This is a genomic window from Candidatus Sysuiplasma acidicola (assembly GCA_019721035.1).
Classification (GTDB): domain Archaea; phylum Thermoplasmatota; class Thermoplasmata; order Sysuiplasmatales; family Sysuiplasmataceae; genus Sysuiplasma; species Sysuiplasma acidicola.
The window spans coordinates 1-17,536 of the sequence record JAHEAA010000022.1; the positions used below are offsets into that span (position 1 = coordinate 1).

The 17,536-nt window shown below is 50.3% G+C and carries 14 protein-coding genes; 5 read left to right on the forward strand and 9 right to left on the reverse strand.

What is annotated here, in order from left to right; all coding sequences use genetic code 11:
- From KIS30_08925 to KIS30_08935, 3 genes are all read right to left on the reverse strand, one after another.
- The coding region (locus KIS30_08925; GenBank protein ID MBX8646862.1) for an IS256 family transposase at positions 1 to 1,061 on the reverse strand (1,061 nt) is incomplete at its 3' end.
- Between the two features lie 161 nt (positions 1,062 to 1,222).
- The gene (locus KIS30_08930) at positions 1,223 to 1,477 is read right to left on the reverse strand and encodes a type II toxin-antitoxin system RelE/ParE family toxin (GenBank protein ID MBX8646863.1); all 255 of its coding nucleotides are present in this window, start codon (positions 1,475 to 1,477) and stop codon (positions 1,223 to 1,225) included.
- Between the two features lie 2 nt (positions 1,478 to 1,479).
- The gene (locus KIS30_08935) at positions 1,480 to 1,740 is read right to left on the reverse strand and encodes a hypothetical protein (protein MBX8646864.1); all 261 of its coding nucleotides are present in this window, start codon (positions 1,738 to 1,740) and stop codon (positions 1,480 to 1,482) included.
- A 567-nt stretch (positions 1,741 to 2,307) separates the two neighbouring features.
- Here KIS30_08935 and KIS30_08940 point away from each other — a divergent pair.
- Positions 2,308 to 3,609 carry an ATP-binding protein gene (locus KIS30_08940; GenBank protein ID MBX8646865.1) on the forward strand — a complete coding sequence of 434 codons (1,302 nt, stop codon included), beginning with the start codon at positions 2,308 to 2,310 and terminating at the stop codon, positions 3,607 to 3,609.
- Between the two features lie 204 nt (positions 3,610 to 3,813).
- Here KIS30_08940 and KIS30_08945 read toward each other — a convergent pair whose 3' ends face one another.
- Positions 3,814 to 4,164, reverse strand: coding sequence for a transposase (locus KIS30_08945; protein ID MBX8646866.1), 351 nt, complete (start codon positions 4,162 to 4,164; stop codon positions 3,814 to 3,816).
- A 205-nt stretch (positions 4,165 to 4,369) separates the two neighbouring features.
- Between KIS30_08945 and lsrF the strand changes: the two genes are divergently transcribed.
- Both lsrF and KIS30_08955 read left to right on the forward strand, forming a co-directional pair.
- Positions 4,370 to 5,194 carry a 3-hydroxy-5-phosphonooxypentane-2,4-dione thiolase gene (gene lsrF, locus KIS30_08950; GenBank protein ID MBX8646867.1) on the forward strand — a complete coding sequence of 275 codons (825 nt, stop codon included), beginning with the start codon at positions 4,370 to 4,372 and terminating at the stop codon, positions 5,192 to 5,194.
- 460 nt (positions 5,195 to 5,654) lie between these two features.
- Positions 5,655 to 6,080, forward strand: coding sequence for a cupin domain-containing protein (locus tag KIS30_08955; GenBank protein ID MBX8646868.1), 426 nt, complete (start codon positions 5,655 to 5,657; stop codon positions 6,078 to 6,080).
- Positions 6,081 to 6,258: 178 nt separating this feature from the next.
- Here KIS30_08955 and KIS30_08960 read toward each other — a convergent pair whose 3' ends face one another.
- Together KIS30_08960 and KIS30_08965 are read right to left on the reverse strand one after the other, a co-directional pair.
- Positions 6,259 to 9,372, reverse strand: coding sequence for a UvrD-helicase domain-containing protein (locus KIS30_08960; GenBank protein ID MBX8646869.1), 3,114 nt, complete (start codon positions 9,370 to 9,372; stop codon positions 6,259 to 6,261).
- Positions 9,373 to 9,388: 16 nt separating this feature from the next.
- Complete coding sequence (locus KIS30_08965) at positions 9,389 to 12,373, reverse strand: PD-(D/E)XK nuclease family protein (GenBank protein ID MBX8646870.1); 2,985 nt, start codon at positions 12,371 to 12,373, stop codon at positions 9,389 to 9,391.
- Positions 12,374 to 12,589: 216 nt separating this feature from the next.
- On the opposite strand from KIS30_08965, the gene KIS30_08970 reads away from it, so the two are divergent.
- Positions 12,590 to 13,162 carry a zinc-ribbon domain-containing protein gene (locus tag KIS30_08970; protein MBX8646871.1) on the forward strand — a complete coding sequence of 191 codons (573 nt, stop codon included), beginning with the start codon at positions 12,590 to 12,592 and terminating at the stop codon, positions 13,160 to 13,162.
- 68 nt (positions 13,163 to 13,230) lie between these two features.
- Here KIS30_08970 and KIS30_08975 read toward each other — a convergent pair whose 3' ends face one another.
- Together KIS30_08975 and KIS30_08980 are read right to left on the reverse strand one after the other, a co-directional pair.
- Positions 13,231 to 14,178, reverse strand: a complete 948-nt coding sequence (locus KIS30_08975; GenBank protein ID MBX8646872.1) for an ornithine cyclodeaminase family protein — start codon at positions 14,176 to 14,178, stop codon at positions 13,231 to 13,233.
- A gap of 11 nt (positions 14,179 to 14,189) precedes the next feature.
- Positions 14,190 to 14,675, reverse strand: a complete 486-nt coding sequence (locus tag KIS30_08980; GenBank protein MBX8646873.1) for a redoxin domain-containing protein — start codon at positions 14,673 to 14,675, stop codon at positions 14,190 to 14,192.
- 477 nt (positions 14,676 to 15,152) lie between these two features.
- On the opposite strand from KIS30_08980, the gene KIS30_08985 reads away from it, so the two are divergent.
- A complete protein-coding gene (locus KIS30_08985) occupies positions 15,153 to 16,838 on the forward strand; it encodes a radical SAM protein (GenBank protein MBX8646874.1) in 1,686 nt (561 codons plus the stop codon).
- 5 nt (positions 16,839 to 16,843) lie between these two features.
- Here KIS30_08985 and KIS30_08990 read toward each other — a convergent pair whose 3' ends face one another.
- Positions 16,844 to 17,521 (reverse strand): diphthine--ammonia ligase, encoded by a 678-nt coding sequence (locus KIS30_08990; GenBank protein MBX8646875.1) that lies wholly within the window; start codon positions 17,519 to 17,521, stop codon positions 16,844 to 16,846.
- Positions 17,522 to 17,536 lie beyond the last annotated feature (15 nt).

The following is a 17,536-nucleotide window of genomic DNA, read 5'->3' on the forward strand; positions in this document are numbered from 1 at the left end:
CTGTCGTTGGGAAGCGCTCCGATCTTGCGTGTTCTCCTCTTCAGTTCCAGGTTTATACGCTCAAGCATGTTCGATGTCCTGAGCTTTTTCCATTGCTGCCTGGGAAACGCCGAATAGCTGTGAAGCGAATCCTGAAAGCGGTCGAACATGTCAATGGCTTTTGTCATTCCCTTCCGCTCTAGCAGTGTCCTGGCGTCACCCAGCCTGGCAGGGTCGCTGAGTGCGAGCTGTATGGCATCGACAACATCACCCCAACTCTTCTTCGGTATGACCTTCATCAGATTCCTGATGAAGTGCACCTGACACATCTGCCAGGATGCTCCGAGGAAGCATCTCTCCACCGCACCCCTTATGCCCTTGTGCCCATCGGATATGACCATCTTCACACCGTGAAGACCCCTCTCCTTCAGTTCGTCGAAGTACCCTTCCCACAGGAGTTCTGTTTCCGCATCCGCTATCTTTGCGCCGAGTATCTCACGGTGGCCGTCGAGTCCAACGCCGGCGACTATGAACAGCGCCTTCGAAACATACTTCGGTCCGTCCCTGACCTTGAAGTATGTTGCATCCACTATGAGATAGATCATCTCTCTGTCTATGCGCCTGCCAAGGAACTCGTCGACCTTCCCGTCGAGTTCCTTCGACATGGCCGATACCGCCGATGCAGATATGCCGCCGGCACCCAGCTTCTCTATGATGTCCGTCACGTTCCTCGTGCTCACACCCTGCAGGTACGATTCCACGACTGCAAGCTGTAGTGACTTCTCAACCCTGGAGTACCTGTCAAACACACCTGTTTCGAATGACAGACCTCTCAGCTGCGGTTTGCTGAGGTTGAGCGGACCGTTGACCGTATTCAGTGTCCGTGGCTTGTAACCGTTCCTGTACGCTTTCCTGCCGCCACACCGTTCATACAGAGACGCGTTTGCCTGCTGCTCTACTTCCATCTCCATCACACTGTTCAGGAACCACTCAACGAGGGAGATCATTCCCTCTCTGTTCTGTTCCAGAAAGCCAATCATTATATCTTTCAATTCACCTATTTCATTGCCTTGTGTTTCCATTGCTTTACACTCCATATGTTTTGCAGTGAAGACACAGGGTCCTAAAGAATTTACAGACAATGCTGTACACTACCACATCATCGAAGAACAACAATAAAATTCCGCCCGGTCAAATTCACTGTTTTCACGTAACAGCTGCATGATTACTTGGCTTGACCTAATTAGTCATAGGCATTCTTTCTGTGCCCTATCTTGATGACCAGAACAAGCAACTCGGCATTCTTGATTTCATATATTGCCCTGTAGTCTCCGATGCGCAGACTCCAAAGCCCTGTCAACGCCGCGGTGAGGGGCTTTCCTGCTTCCGGATCAACACCCAGTTTCGTCAGCTTGCTGACGATTCTGTCTCTCACGACTCTATCGCACTTTTTGAGAAACCTTTCGGCCTCTGAAGTAAGGTAAACTTCATAAGCCAAACCTATCCCAGCTCCTTTATGACCTGACTGAGCGGCTTTATCCTGCCTTCTTTAATATCCCTGACTCCTCTTTCTATGCCCTTGATGAACTCAGGGTCTGAAAGCACTTCCAGTGTTTCAATCAATGTATCTCGACTTACGATTTTGGGAGATGCGGTATCTATGAGCCTTGATATCAGCTCATTATATGACTCGCGGCGGTGAATCTTCAGAGTGTCGAGTTTTGCTTTCACCTTTTCATCAATCTGTATGGTGGTAACCATAGCTGACAATAGCCAGCAATAGATTATAAATGTTTGGTGACTTCATACCAGTATTCTTCGGTAACTATCGGTCGTTGAAACACGTGTAAAAACAATTCAAATTCCACCGGGTCCACTTATTGCTATCACTTCCGGACTTTGTTCTTACCCGTCACTGTTCTCTGTGAGAATAATTTCCACTACTTGTATGGCCGTCAATCATCCTGACGAATGCCGATAGTATTCAAGGCGGTGTGTTAGTCAAATACGCCACGTATCGGGAAATTCAGAGTCTGGTGCTTCATTGACTCTTGTCTGGACGAATCCGATATTTCTCATGACGTGAGCAGCGAATACATTATCAGGGAAGCATCGACTCGGTTGTTTACCGATTTTGTCCTGTTATGCATACGTATCGTCGATTGATAACCTGTAAAATCTAATTCAATTTCTTGTTCAGGGGATAATGCGCGACGGTGTGGGCGGTATCCTTGGTAAATGCAACAAGCTGGTTAATTGTTAAGTAGTATACTTTATATTAGACTACTCTAGAGTATGTTTTTATATGAAGTGCCGTTAACGTCATCTATGAAGTTCGTCGGCAGAGAAGAAGAATTATCTCACTTCGAGGACCGTTACAGATCAGGTAAGGCAGAGTTCCTTATCGTATATGGGAGGAGGAGAGTCGGCAAGACTTCATTTTTACTGAAATTTGCTGAAAACAAGAAGTCGATTTATCTGCTTGCCAGGGAAACAACAACCGAAGAAAATCTGAGGAGATTCTCTGAGGTTGTGTCAACCTCTCTGAACGATTCTTTTCTGAAGTTGAACCCGTTTGTGTCATGGGATGCCTTGTTTTCCTATTTTTCCTCTGCAAAGGAAAGGCTTCTCCTGATTATAGATGAATATCCATATCTCACAGCAGACAGAAGTCTCGCTTCCACTCTACAGGAACACTGGGACAGAAGCCTGAGTAAAACGGCATTATTTCTCGTTCTGTGCGGCTCGTCTGTATCGGCTATGAGTAAATTAATGTCAAGAGAATCCCCATTGTATCTCAGAAGGACCGGGCAATTGGAAATCCGGCCTTTCCCATTCAGGGAGGCGACGCTTTTCTTCCCGAATTACAAGAATGTGGACAAGGCTATTGCTTATGCTATACTCGGTGGCATGCCATCATACCTCTCACAATTCGATGAAAAACTCTCCATACGCGAGAACCTGATCAGAGCGGTCCGCAGAGACTCCATACTGTACAACGATGCGGAATACATATTGAAGGAAGATTTCAGAGAAGTCAGGAATTATTTTTCATTGCTCGAAGCGATATCGATGGGCCGCTCAAAGCCGCAGGACATAATGAGCTATACCGGGCAGGACAAAGGCACCTTTTCAAAATATGTCCACGTACTCACCCAGCTCCATATAGTCAGGAGAGTTGCCCCTTACGATTCCAGGAGAAAATTCATTTACACCATAGCCGACAATTACATTCGCTTCTGGTTCAGATACATACAAAGAAACAAGGAAATGGCAGAGGCGGGCAGGACAAAGGAACTGGTTGATTTGATCCTTATGGATTTGCCTAATTACATGGGCAAGGCCTTCGAAGGAATGGTCTCCGAATACATGACTTCGAACATCTGCCAGAATCCACAACCCTGGTGGCACAAAGGGGTAGAGATTGATATTGTTTGCAAATCCGGAAACGTCACCATACTTGCCGAAGTCAAGTGGTCCGTTCTGTCCGAAGGGGAAGTGATGAAGTCCATCGGAGAACTGGATGCCAAGTCAGGCTTTGTTAAAGGCAGAAAGAAGCTTCTGATATTCTGCAGATCTTCACGCTCCAAGGCGGCAATAACTCTTGATGACATGTTGTCTTTTTCGTGATTGTCCAGGGAATGTCCAATCCTTCAGCAGGTCCCATTGAGCCAGGCAGGCATTTCGTTGCCGGACATCAAGTCCGCTCTGCCTGATGTGCGAGGACGGTAACTGAAAATCGCATCCCGAGTCATAGCTGCTCCGTCCCACGGGAATCCTGCACTTCGCTCAAATCAATCATGCCAGGGTGATTTGCTTGCAGTTCCATGAAGCTTATCCACTTATCCCGTTTGGGATAAGGGCGTTCATTTCCCGATGCATCGCGGTTGCACCGTCACGGCTGCTGCTCGGGCGCCTTACACCGTTTCCACAGGCGTTTATACTCTCCGCCGAACTGGCGGCGAGTCCTGAAAGATTGATCGCTGCATTGAGGCCGCGGTCAATTGACAAGCTGCATCGCTCACAGCTGAATACACGTTCCGAGAGGGTGAATGTCTTCCTGACATGTCCGCATTCCGAGCATGTCTTGCTCGATGCAAAGAACCTGTCTGCGACAACAACGCTGCTTCCGTACCATTTGCACTTCAGGAAATCTTTTGAGCAATCTGTTGAGAATGAGGTAATTCAATGAATAACAGAAAAGAAAGCGTATCCAAAGAGACACATTCCCTCTCCTCTGGACTCCACACCACGATCGTAAAGATCGGATATGGGCACGTCACGGAAACGCTCTCTCTTCCATTCCGATGACGGGGCAGCGCTGAGAGTAGGGTGGAAAATTTATTAGCCTGTAGCAGTATGAGAAGGTAGTGTAACCGAGATGAATGAAATGGATTGGGGAATGGCCAACAGAATATCAAGAATGATCAAGCCTGCTAACGGGCGATCCGTGATGCTGGCATGCGACCACGGGTATTTCATGGGACCAACGCACAGGCTGGAAAACCCGCGCGAAACGATTGAACCTCTACTGCCGTATGCCGATGCGCTATCAGTGACAAGGGGAGTTTTGCGGTCTTCAGTGAATCCAAAATGGGAGACTCCAATTCTGCTCCGTGTCTCCGGAGGAACCAGCGTACTCAAAGAAGATCTGAGCGACGAAGAAATTACTACCTCCATGAAGGAGGCGGTGAAGCTCAACGTTGCTGCAGTTGCTCTTTCAATATTTGTCGGAGCGCCACATGAGAAACAATCGCTTGTGAACCTTTCAAAGCTCGTGAACGACGGAGAGGAATATGGAATTCCAGTGATGGCGATTACAGCCGTGGGAAAGGAGCTTGAAAAGAGGGATGCGAAATACCTCGCACTTTCATGCAGGCTCGCCGCCGAGATCGGAGCACGGCTGGTGAAGACATATTACTGTGAGAATTTCAGCAGGGTTGTGAGCGGCACCCCGGTTCCCCTCGTTGTTGCAGGTGGTCCCAAGCTGAACACCGAGGAGGATATATTCAACCTTGTGCACAATGCCCTGGCCGAAGGCGCCGCGGGTGTAGATATGGGGAGGAATATCTGGCAGAATGAGCATCCTGTCGCCATGATCAAGGCGATAAGGGCGCTGGTGCATGAGAACGCTACCGTCAGAGAAGCGTCACAGATATTCAGTGAGAATGCAACGACACAGCAGCAGAGAGTTGCGAGCAAAGTCCGTGCATAGATTCTGTACACAACCGCCCAATCCCCTTCAACAACGGCCAAACGCAGGGATTAAACCAGGCGCTCGGCCGATAATGATGGAGTAGACAACAGGGCAAATCTGTCATCTACTCTTTCACTAGTCGCGTGAAAGCGTCACAATGATCATGGTAATAGGTATTCGTCTAATATTTTGGTCATATCCCGGCCTGTCCGGACTAGATTAACAGTGACCGGATCATGGCGCTCAAAGGAAAGAAGTCATTATGGCGCTACCGACAGCAACGGTGTCGGAAAAGTGCGGCCAGCCATTAAGTGGACTCATCTGAATGTGTCCGCCTCAAGACCATGCTGCTCTTTCAGCTGTCTGTGACTTTTGGGTTGAAGGCAGCGGGAAGTTGCTGTCAGACATTCTCTTCAGCAGCGCTGCCTCGCAACAGGTTCAAAATCAATTTTATTAGCCGGCTGCCCAATTTGAGCCTGTGTTCAGGACGGAATACAACATTCCCAGGATCACTCGTCCGGGCGATATTCTCTGGGAGCCGCATCACGTTCTGCCTGCTGGAGCAAAATGTGCCGTGTTGTATGGCGATCCTTCCAGGGAAGGTGCTTACGTCATGAGATTGAGCATCCCTGAAAATGTTCGCATAATGCCTCACTCTCATACTGACAGTCGAATTTACACCGTCTTGTCAGGCAGTTTCGGTATAGGCTTTGGCGATGTGTTTGATATGGACGAACTGGAAGAGTTGACTGAGGGCAGCATCATAAATGTGCCCGCTGGTATGAATCATTTTCAGTATTCCGAGTCGGTCGGTTACATTGTTCAGGTTCAGGGTATCGGCCCAACCGATACTGTTTACAGGGATGCAGCAGACGATCCGAGGCAGGCACGTTCCAGGAATTGACGGCAAACAGTGCATCGATGCAGATACTGTGTCGTTGTAATCTTGCCTCTCAGAACTCACTTTTGTTATTGGTGCAGAGTGTTAAGGCGACAGGCTGCTGTGCTGTTATGCAATGAGTACCTTCTGTCTGCAGCGTGAACAGTGTGTGTGGTGTGGCTGTTGGCGAAAGTATCGCTTCTCATGCTTTATCAACCGCATCCACGAACCTGAACTCACAAGTATTTCTGAACGCACATAAATCACATTTAATTTTCCCGGGTGAAGCCGTTCTGTCTCCTCCGTCATACGCTTCCATCGATGCTTCAAGCTGCGAATCAAAAGCTTCAACCTCACTTCTACTCACTGTAAATGACCTGATCGGTTCTTTCTCATCGACAAAGAAATTAACGAGCCGGATGCTGTTGCATCCTGTAATTTTCAACACTGCGGAAGCGTAAGTCAGCAGCTGGTTGCGATATTCCTCCTGGTGGCTGTCGGCTCTGCCGCTCTTGTAATCCACCACAGTGCAAGTATCCGTATCAGTCCCGGTGATTATCATGTCCACTTTGCCGTTGAGTATTCCTCTGCCATGTAATGCGCTGAACGGCAGCTCCCTGAAGAGCCTCCCCTCCGTCGCCGCTCTGCCTGCTTCCTGTCCAATGTCCGATTGAATGAATCTGAGTGAGCTTGAGGCAATGTCCCCGTATTTTTCTCCGAAAGTGTCTTTCAGAAATGCCGGCTCTTTTGACCTTACATAATCGTAATGCTCGAGGAAGGCATGAATCATAGATCCTCTTTCCAGGCCACCAACAGAGCCGCTGCCGGTTACTGCCGTGTTCCCCGCTGCGGATAGCAGTGATTTGTGGTGACAGACCATGTACCCTGCCAGCGAGGTGGGAGTCATCGCGAACCGCTCTGTTTTTCTGGCATGCGACAGGTCCAGCCCGAGCACCTTCCTGTCAATACGCACATCTCTTTGTATCGCGTGTCCTGCCTTTCTGACGTATCGCGGACTGTGCAACAGTAAGATCTTGCCTTTTCCGAAAGACAGGACTCCCTGAGATGCAGTCGCAGCATCTATGCCGGCCGCACTGAGCATCTTCCATACTTCGTTACTCCATGAATTTGCATTGCGGCTGCAGGCGGATATGTAAAGCTTCTGCTGTGCCCTGGTGGCCGCAACATAGAAAATTCTCTTCTCCTCCTCATTCCCGCCAATTTTGAGTCTGTCGAGATCCTCTTCGACCCCCTCATAAAATGAGCGCAGAGGATTGCTCCCCGTATCTATTTCCCTTATGATGGTGCCGAAATCCCTGTGTATGAACATGTCATAATTATCGTGCCTGGGCCGGGAAAACGAACCGGCGACAAAAACAATCGGAAACTCAAGTCCTTTTGCCTCATGGACGGTCATGAGACGCACGGCATTGCTGGACTCGTCGTACAGCGGAGACCCAGGCTCTGCCCCTCTTTCCATCATCTCTTCCAGCTCATCTGCAATATCCTGCGGTCCCGTCAGTCCTTCACTTTCTAACCGCCTCAGCAGTTCGATAAAGCTGACGATATTGGCATAGGCCTCTATGCCCCTGTTTCCTGCAAGGCACAGCATGTCGAAGCCGCTCTTCCTGATTAATTCCATCATCAGGCTGGAAACACGCACTCCTGCCGCCGAACGGCACCATGTGTCGAGCCAAATGAATCTTGCGAGGGAGGTGTGGTCGGATTCGCCAGCCAGCGTCCTCATTTTATCCATATCGAATTTACATGCCGCGGAGGCGGCAATGAAATCGTCCTCAACATCGAAAATCGGAGATCTCATCACTGATGCAGTATAGAATGCATCAGACGGTCTGGCAAGATGCATGACGTAGTCCCTGAGCGCAATGATTTCAGGTCTCTCGAAGAATGTGCTCACCTGGAGTCCGATGAACGGTATGCCCTCTTCCTCGAGTTTTTCCTCGTACATCTTCACAGCAGACCGCGATCTGAAAAGCACAGCTATGTCGGAATATTTTGCCCTCCTGCGTTTGCGATCGTGCATATCCACAACGGTTGCACCTTCTTCGACGATTCGTGATATCTCAGATGCAATCATGGCTGCTTCCGAAACGTGGAGTTCATTCTGTGTTTCGCCCTTCGGTACGAGGATGCTGACTGAAGGTTCATCGTCACACTCTTTCAGGTCTTCACGGGCCGCCTCCATTTCAACATATGCAGTTTTTCCCTCTTTCATCAAACCGGAAAAGAGGTGATTTACGAATGAGATGATGCCTTCCGAACTCCTGAAATTTTCCCTGAGGTAAATCACGCTGCTGCCGTCGTTGTCTCCGAGCGCATCCTGCTCCGCCCTTGCGAAGAGCTCAGGATTGGCATTCCTCCATTCATATATGAGCTGCTGCGGATCTCCGACAAAGAACTGTTTTCCCCTTTCAGAGATCATGTCTACCACCTCAAGCTGCAGCGCATCGGTGTCCTGGAACTCATCCACAAAAACGTAAAGGAACTGTCTCCTGTACCGCTCCCTGATGTGTGCGTACTCCCGGAGCAGCCTGTATGCATAGTATATGATGTCGTCATAGCTCAGTATTCCCTTCTCCCTCTTCTCTGTCTCCATTCGTTTCCAGTATGCGGCTAGGTACTTTTCAATCAGGGCGGTGTAGCGGTCTACCCTGTCTATGTACGTGGCTGTTTCAACGTCCCCGTGACCGCGTTTCGTCAGCCAGTCTTTGTAAGCAACTTTCCTCCTCCTCAGCGTCTCCAGCCCTTCGCCCAGATCGAATCCCTCTGCCCGTATCCACCTGTATGCGGCCATCACCATTCCGCAGAAACCGGAATTGCTGAGTTTTCCTCTGGCTCCCCATCCGTGCTCTGTTATGAAAGTGCGCAGTTCCGCATCCTTCAGTATGTTTTCACTGACAATTCTTTCGAGCACGCTTTCTCCGGTTTGCGCCACGTCGTACTCCTCGGCAATCCTGTAGTCGGGGCTCAATCCGGACTCGACGATGTTTTCCCTCAGTATGTTGTTGCAGAACGAGTGTATGGTCGATATCGTTCTATTCGTCAGGGCTCTTATGTTCCCTCCCGTTTCACGGAACACATCGCGTTTCAGTTTCACCGCTGCCTCGTTTGTGAATGTTATCGCAAGGAGGTGGTTGAACGGATCATCGGCGTTCAGGAAGGATGTAATCTCTTTCAGCTTGTCTGTGTAGGATCGCACGAGAGTGGTCGTTTTGCCGCTGCCCGCGCAGGCCTCCACAATAACCCTCTTTCCCTGTCTAACTGCTTCCAGCACTTCAAGCTGTGAAGCTGTCAACTGTCTGTCCGGCTGGTTATTCAGCCGACCCACTCCAGTTTCTGCAGAATGCCTTGTAGCCGCAGTATTCGCATTCCCGCTCTTCGGGAGTTACTGGAAATTTTCCATCCTGTATGTCTTTCGCTGTTGCGGTTATCCATGCTCTGTATTTCCCGAATGTTTCCTCCAATTCACTTTCAGAGAGCACCGAAATCTGTGTGTTTTTCCTTTTCGGCAAATCGGGTATGAAGTAAATTGCCTTGCTCTCATTGACAAGGCCGGCGCGATCGAATTTTCCGCCTGATTTGGGAAGTGAATAATACATGGCGCCCGCAATGTTATACCCGAGTACATCTTTCAGGTACAGTGAGTAAATAGGCACTTCAAAGTTTTTCGGTCTGTCCATTGTTGAGTTGAAATGCCTCAACCTCAGCGCATCGGGTCTAGTGAATTTGTAGTCGAAGAGCACGACATCGCGCGAGCCCGGATACAGCGCGTCAACTCTGTCTATCTTGCCCCTGAATTCGTATGCTCCGATTTTCAGCGGGGCATCGCCGAAACCAAAATTACGTTCTATCATGATAACGTCTGACGAAAGGGAAGCCTGTATGGTCCTTTCCTTCATGAGAAACTTTTTCAACACTGAGGCAAGAGTGTCCATGCCCACTACGGTGCCGAAATCGCCCATGCACTGTTCGCCGTACTCCGTCCTGTACCTGTCTGCCACCAAACTGTCCACAGCGGCAGAAATGGATTCGTCGCTCTCCTTCCTGAACTCCTCCAGTTTTATGCCGGAAAAATAGGACTTCAGTATTTCATGCGCATCCGTTCCCCTGCTCTTGAATCCGAATATCTCCTCGGGTGGATATAATCTGAGAACACGCGTCAGGAAAAAGCGGAACGGGCATAGCACATATTCATTGAGATCGCTGGGCGACAGAAGCGACATGCGCGACCTCCTGCTTGCATTCTCCGCCGACAGTTTCCAGGGAAGCGGTGTCACATTTATCCTTCGTACTGCTTCCAGAAATGCACCGGCCTCAGGTCCGCCGCACATGTTCCAGAGCTCCATGTTGTCCTCCTCCTTCAGAAAATCGGCGTCCTCGCGGAGTCTATCCGCAAGAACCGGGCGCAATTCGGCTGTCAGGAGCACGCTCTCCTCTCCGGAAGGGAAAAAATGACCCGCTGGTATACTCCCGCGATCCAGCCATTCCAGCCTTTCTCCGGCCGGCACTTCTCCCGCACAGTCTTCGACGACGAAGCGTGAAGGAAGCATTTTCCTTCCTTCTGAGTCGCTTGTCAGGTATGACAGGGTGACCTCAGCAGCGAGGCTCTTGGCCCTGCTGTAATAGTATGATTCTGTCGAAGAGTGATACACGCTGCTTCTCCGAGTGACGAAGCCGGAACGGGCGAGTGTATCGATAATTGACTGCGTCAGGAATGCTCCTTCTGCAGGATCCGCCGGAAAGACGCCGTCGTTCATGCCAAGAATGAAGCAGTGTCTGAAACTCTGCATATATACAATGCCCACGTCAGTGAGCAGGATGCCCCTGTCCCGCATAGGCGGAGGAAGCGTTTTGGATGAACAGAAACGTTCCAAGAATCCGGTGAATTCGTCAAGGGTCATCCTCCGGTGGTGCATCACCTCCGTGAGCGGAACAGCATATGCTGACATTTCATCTACGGCGAGAATAAAGCTGCCGGCTTCCGTGCTGTTCTGCTCTCCCACGTGTGCGTGCGACGCCACTTTCCTGAGCATTTCTATCCATCCGGACAGCGAGTCTATCACTCTGCCGGATGACCTGAGTCTCAGCACGGATTCCATGAATGCCGTGTCGAGTCCGCCAAAGCTGCCTCTTTGTGTCCTTTTCAGAGCTGCCAACGCGTCGTTCCACGCGTCAAGTCGTTCGGGCATCAGTTCAGTCATTTCCGAAACCGGGCCGACATCTTCGCGCCCGATCGGCGAGAGCTCGTGCATCACCAGCCTGAACATGTCTTTTCTGCCAGAATCCGGCGTGAGGCATCGCAAGAATCTCCTGACAAACTCAAATACGGGGGTGTCCGCCAGGCTCCTCTTTCTGCCACCTTCAATACGAAGACCGTATTCACCGAATATCTCATTGGCCAGGTCATGGTAATCTGCAATGTTTCTGGCAAGGACGGCAAAATCAGACTCTGCCAGACCCCGCTCTGCTATTTCCCTCCTTATTCTCCTTGCGACTTCAATCAATTCCCTTCGTCTGTCCGGCGCGCCGAAGAAACTCACTTCACTCTTCGAGTGCGGCGAGGGCTTCCCTTCGTTTTCGGGTTTCACCTTAAGTGAGGTCAGAAGAGATCTGACCGATTCAAGCTCCTCCATGCATCGATCGATGACCACGACCACTTCGGCCTTCACTGCGAGCGCTTCGACAAACGACATGACGCTGGCATCTGCATATGTCAGGAAGAGGAGAACGATCCTTCCTATTCCCATCTTCCTGAGGACATCGGTGTTAACTGTGGCTCTTCTGATGAGCATAGTCCTGTCGAATAAACCCCGATGTTCGGCAGCATCCATGCTCTTCTCGAATAATGCGGAAAACTCCTCTATCGGCCTGATCCTGCGTTCCAGTGCCCCTTCCGGAAATACTATTCCGCTTCCAGAAACAATTTCTGAGAGCCATTTTCTGCTGCCCTCATAGAACTGTCGTACTGCTGTGTAGTCCCTGAGCATGGCGTCGGAAAAGGACAGCGACAGCTGGCTGCCGCTCTCCTGGAGTGTTTTAAGGACGTCTCTGGCAATAATCTCTGAGATGCTGTCATGGATGAGCATCGGCTGTACTGCCATGGCTTCACGCACTATCCCCTCGGCAAGCGATTCAAGCGTTATGAACCGGCTGCCGTTCACCGCTCGTGTTTCATCAAGCAGAAGTCTTCGTGACTCAGCTGCAGAAACAACGTCCGGAAACACGTAAATTGTAGGTGAATTCAGTTTGCTGTTCAGGACGTAATCATGCCTTAGAAATGCCTCTGTATCGGACATTACAAAATTTATTCCACTCATGTAAAGTCAGCGACCGATTCTCACATATGATGGAGACAGCGGATTCATCTCCTTTCCCCCGTTAATCTGCAGCTTCGTATAATAAGCGTTTCCCGGGATTGCCGTTTCAGTCCAGCATAATGTATTTGAATGTTGTCTGCAAGATCAAGTTTGAATATTACCTGCAGTTGTACGGTGGACGAAACCGGTGAGACAATGAAAGAAGAGCGGATGACATTGAACGGCGTGGATCCCAAACAACTCTATGAGGATGTCAAGCAGCACCTCGTTGCCGAAGAATTCAAGGTAATACTGGATGAAGCAAGGGACGGTTTTTACGATGTTAAGGCTCACAGGAGCTCCGTCCTTAAGGCTGTCATGGGCGCGATCAGAGAGGCGGAAGTGATGATAAGCGGCACTTCGGGCAGTTGCGACGTGACACTGAGAACGGGCGCCTGGGGAAGGGATGTGGCAATACCTGCCGTGGAAGGTTTTGTGGTACTCGGCGTAATCGGTGGCGCCATAGGTGCAGGCGCAGGATATTACATGGCGCACGAATTCGAAAAGAAATTCTGGAACTGGATAAAGGAGGATGCGCACAGGATAAGCATGGGGTCGGCGAACGTGGGCTCAATTTTCACACCACCAATGCTGCCGCACGATCAGAATGCCTATTCAAACTTCCAGGGCCAGCCGGCCGGTCAGTCTCCCGGCTTCTGTGCTAAGTGTGGTTCAAAGATTGTTGCCGGAGCGGCGTTCTGCCAGGGATGCGGGACAAGTTTAGCCTGAATGCCGTTCATTGCAAATGCGTAACAACTCGCAGCGCGTCAACATGCAGGCGCAGGCGCCGCCGTCCATCAGAGCCAGGTTCCCAGTCCCTGTTTTACCGCCCTGTCGAACACAAACTTCCCTACGGCCACATCTTCCAGCGCTATGCCCAGTGATTTGAACAACGTCCGCTCTGTTGCTGTGTCCCTGCCTGTCTTCATCCTGCCGGACACCGCTTCCCAGACTTCAGAAACGGACGACCAGTCCAAACATCCGCTGGAAAACGCATTGCTGAGATCGCCAGACTCGAGTTTCGCCTGGGCTATGGAATCGACAACAATTGCGCGCGCAGAGCACACCGTTTCCGGCTCAAGCTCGTGGGAGCCGATCCTGTTGGCACCTATGGCATTGATGTGGCACGATTTCGAAATGTGTTCGTCCGGTACCACCGGATTCTTCGATGTCGTTGCTGTGACCAATATATCTGCCTTCACGAATTCAGCAGTGTCATCCAGTGCGACGACATCGATACCGAGCTTCCTGCTCATTGATGATGCAAAGAGTTCGCAATTTTTCCTGTTCTTGCTGTAAACCACTATGCTTTCGAGCTTTCTTACCGACGCTACCGCCTCAATCTGGGTTTCGGCCTGATATCCGCTTCCCGCACACGCGAGTCTGTTGCTGCCTTCTGGTGCCATGATGTCAGTCATCAGGCCTGACATTGCTCCTGTCCTGATCTGACCGAGTTTATCTGCCTCAATTACGGCAAGGAGTTTCGCATCCTCTGTTGAAAAAAGCAGTACAACGAATGTCACACCGGTTTTGTTCGCGTAATACGTCTTCGTGCCAGTGACTCCCAGGCTGTTTATGGTGGCAGCCATGGTGTTCAGCGTCCCCTGTTCGGTCTGTATTCTGCTCCGGGGAAGAATTGCCGCACCCTGCTCCGCCTGCTTCCGGAAGGCATCCCTGAGCACACCCATGCACTCGCCGATGTTCAGCAGTTCAGAAACTTCCTCTTCTCTTATGTACAGAGGCAAAGCAATCACGCCTATTTTTTGTTCGAGAGGGCAGAACGTCCCATCTGATCCCTGAGTGCGTAAAGGGACTGCCTGCTGAGCTTGTTTGCGTCTACGCTTCTGAAAGCCTTGGTGATCATACCCTCTCTGTTAACAACACACACATACTTCCTGGGCTTTTTTGCAATTATGCCGTCCATGGCTCTGAACTTCCTGAATACTTCCCTGTTGTTGTCGGGGAAGATGGGATACTGGAGCTCGTGTTCATCATGAAGCCTCCTGACCTCCTCCTTCCCCGCATCCAGTATTACTATCACGTTCGCCTTGAGTGCTGTAAATTCGTTGAAATCGTCCCTGAAGTTGTCTATAAGCTGCGTTGCATCGGCATGTGCTATGTTCGGTATCAGCGTGATCACCGCCGGCCCGGACGCAAGAACCGCGTTCAGGTTAACAATGACTCCGTCTGGAGAGGTCAGCGTAAAATCTGGTGCCTTTGTTCCGCTCATCAGTGGTTTCATATCATTCACCGCAGGATTTCTCGGATTGGTTATATCACTTTAAACTTGTCGACCTTGTCGGCTTGTCGTGCGTTGGTGATTGTGCATCGGAAGACTAGAGACATGAATCTGACTGATCACGTGCATCTGACTGATTGTTACCGCATGCTAATTTTTACCATGTGATGATCACCGATCGATTCTTTTGTCTTCGCAGCTGATACAATGAGCAGTGCTATTCCTGTCAGCCACGCCTGCTTACGGCTCGCTTGCTTTTACGAATCGAACTCATTATCTCCGTTTTAGTATCCTGTATTCGCCCTGCAGAGTAGCATCGCTAACTACAAAATATTTAAATCAAGACGTTCATTCCTAATTTTTGGGCTAAATATGGCTACAATAATGGAACATGTAATAACCTCAGAAGAGGAAGAGATGCCTGACTTCGAACTGAGTCCGAATGCCAGGTTCAATTCCAGATCAGAGGCTTGGAGCGCGCTGAAGCATCTTCTTACGGAAGATATGAGGCCGCTGAGGGTGACAATGAGTCTATGCCCTGAGTGCACTGCCGACAAGAAGTGGGATACAATGAAGGTCCCTGCGGTTGTGTATGCCCAGAACGGACTGGTCAACATGGTGAAGGAATGCAAGGAGCATGGCATCATACAGGACAAGTACTGGGAAGATTTCGACATGTATATTGCTGCTGAGCGGCACAAAGACCCCGGCATCAAACTGCTCAACCCGCAGGTTGACTTCAAGGCGTCGAAGATCGACTGCCCGAAGCACTGCGGTCTGTGTGTCAAGCACAAGTCTCATACAGGACTCGGCAACATAGTCGTCACGAACAGATGCGACCTTGCCTGCTGGTACTGTTTCTTCTATGCTAAGGAAGGCGAACCAATCTATGAGCCTACCCAGGATCAGATTAGGAAAATGCTCCTGAAGATGAAGAATGAAAAGCCCATAGGTGCAAACGCAGTCCAGATTACGGGCGGGGAGCCCACGCTCAGGGACGACATCATTGATATAATCAAGATTGCAAGGGACGTCGGATATGAGCATGTTCAGCTGAACACAGACTCGGTTAATTTCTCGAGGAAACCGGAACTGGTTAAAGCAGTCAGGGAAGCAGGCTCCAATGTTGTTTACATGAGCTTTGACGGCGTCACGCCCGAAGTCAACAGGAAAAACTATTACGAAGCTCCGCTTGCGCTCGAAAACTGCAGGAAGGCTGACCTCGGCGTCGTGCTTGTCCCGACAGTCATCGGCGGCGTGAATGATCATCAGCTGGGCGCCATCGTCAAATTCGGTGCCACGAACAGTGATGTTGTCAGGGCAGTCAATTTCCAGCCGGTATCGCTTGTCGGCAGGATGCCGAAGAAGCAGAGGGAGATGCAGCGTATAACCATCCCCGGCTGCATAAAGAAGATTGAAGAACAGACGAACGGAGAGATCGGAAAGGAAGACTTCTTCACTGTTCCGTCGACGACCAAGCTGACGAACTTCATTGAAGCGTTCACCGGTGAAGACAAATACCGGTTGTCAATCCACTTCGCCTGCGGCGCCGGAACCTATGTGTTCAGGCAGGACGACGGCAAGCTCGTTCCGATAACGCGGTTCATCGATGTCGATGGCCTGTTTGATTATCTGCAGGAGAGAGCGGACGATATCAACAGCGCAAAGAACAAGAAGCTGGCCAGGGCAAAAGCGGGCCTCCAGATTGTCTCGAAGATAAGTTCGTTTATCGACTACGAGAAGGTTCCCAAGGAGCTGCACATCAGACGTATGCTTCTGAAGGCACTCATGAGCGGAAACTACGACGGCCTGAAGGACTTCCACAAGAAGTCGATATTCCTCGGCTTCATGCACTTCATGGATCCGTACAACTATGATGTTGACAGGGTTGAGAAGTGTGACATACACTACGCAATGCCGGACGGGAGAGTTGTTCCGTTCTGCGCATTCAACGTCATACCGGAAATGTACAGGGACAAAGTGCAGAGGAAGTACTCGATCCCAGCCAAGGACTATGAGGAAAAGACTGGCAAGAAGCTCAGGTTCGACAAGTTCAGGAGAGACTACACTGAAGAATACAAGAAGCAGATTGCCAACAAGTACTATATCGATGCCCTTGGCAGGGAAAACATACCGACCGCTTTGCCCGTAATCAGGGCGAAGTAAAACTTTTAAACTTTTGGCATCAACTCCGCCTCTTCCACCAGATAACCTGGGGAAGAAGCGGATTTTACAATACTTGCTTTTCTTATGACGATGCGCTTCCTGTGCATCGGGCTGTCAAGTGTCAGCGTTTCGTACTCCCCGCCTTCTCCGCAGGGATTTATGCCGTATCTCCGGCTAAGCGCTCCAGCAGTCTTGACGAAATCTCCGTCAATCCTTCTTCCCAGCATGTCCTCACCCAGCCCTTCGGCAGCCACCTTCGTCACGATTGCCTCAATGCCGGAGGAGACAATATCCAAAAGCAATGTCATCTGGTCCTTCCTCCACAGGGGCGAATAGCACTTCAGTCCGTTTTCGAAACAAATGCGGTCGATTCTTGTGAACTGGTAGTCTGAGAGTATTGCGCCTGTCACTATCCCTTCTGCACCGGATGCTGCAGCTTTCTGCACAAGCTCGTCGATTGGCGTCGTTTCGTCGTCGCCTTCAGATCTCACGCTGATAAGCTGTAAGTCCATGCATTCGGCAACGGCTGGCACCATGTGGATGTTTGGCGTGTGGAACATGAATGAATGCGGGTCGCTCGATAAGGCGGTTAGCAGAGCAACTATTTCGTGCCCGGCCTGAGACATCACGTATGCAGCGTACATCGAGTCCTTTCCGCCGGAAAACAGTACTGCTAACTTCAACAGAAACCGTCAGGG

Coding starts and splice junctions, on each gene's coding strand:
- KIS30_08935 (MBX8646864.1), bottom strand. CDS start 1,740: ATGGTTACCACCATACAGATTGATGAAAAGGTGAAAGCAAAACTCGAC.
- lsrF (MBX8646867.1), top strand. CDS start 4,370: ATGGATTGGGGAATGGCCAACAGAATATCAAGAATGATCAAGCCTGCT.
- KIS30_08970 (MBX8646871.1), top strand. CDS start 12,590: ATGAAAGAAGAGCGGATGACATTGAACGGCGTGGATCCCAAACAACTC.
- KIS30_08980 (MBX8646873.1), bottom strand. CDS start 14,675: ATGAAACCACTGATGAGCGGAACAAAGGCACCAGATTTTACGCTGACC.
- KIS30_08940 (MBX8646865.1), top strand. CDS start 2,308: ATGAAGTTCGTCGGCAGAGAAGAAGAATTATCTCACTTCGAGGACCGT.
- KIS30_08965 (MBX8646870.1), bottom strand. CDS start 12,373: ATGTCCGATACAGAGGCATTTCTAAGGCATGATTACGTCCTGAACAGC.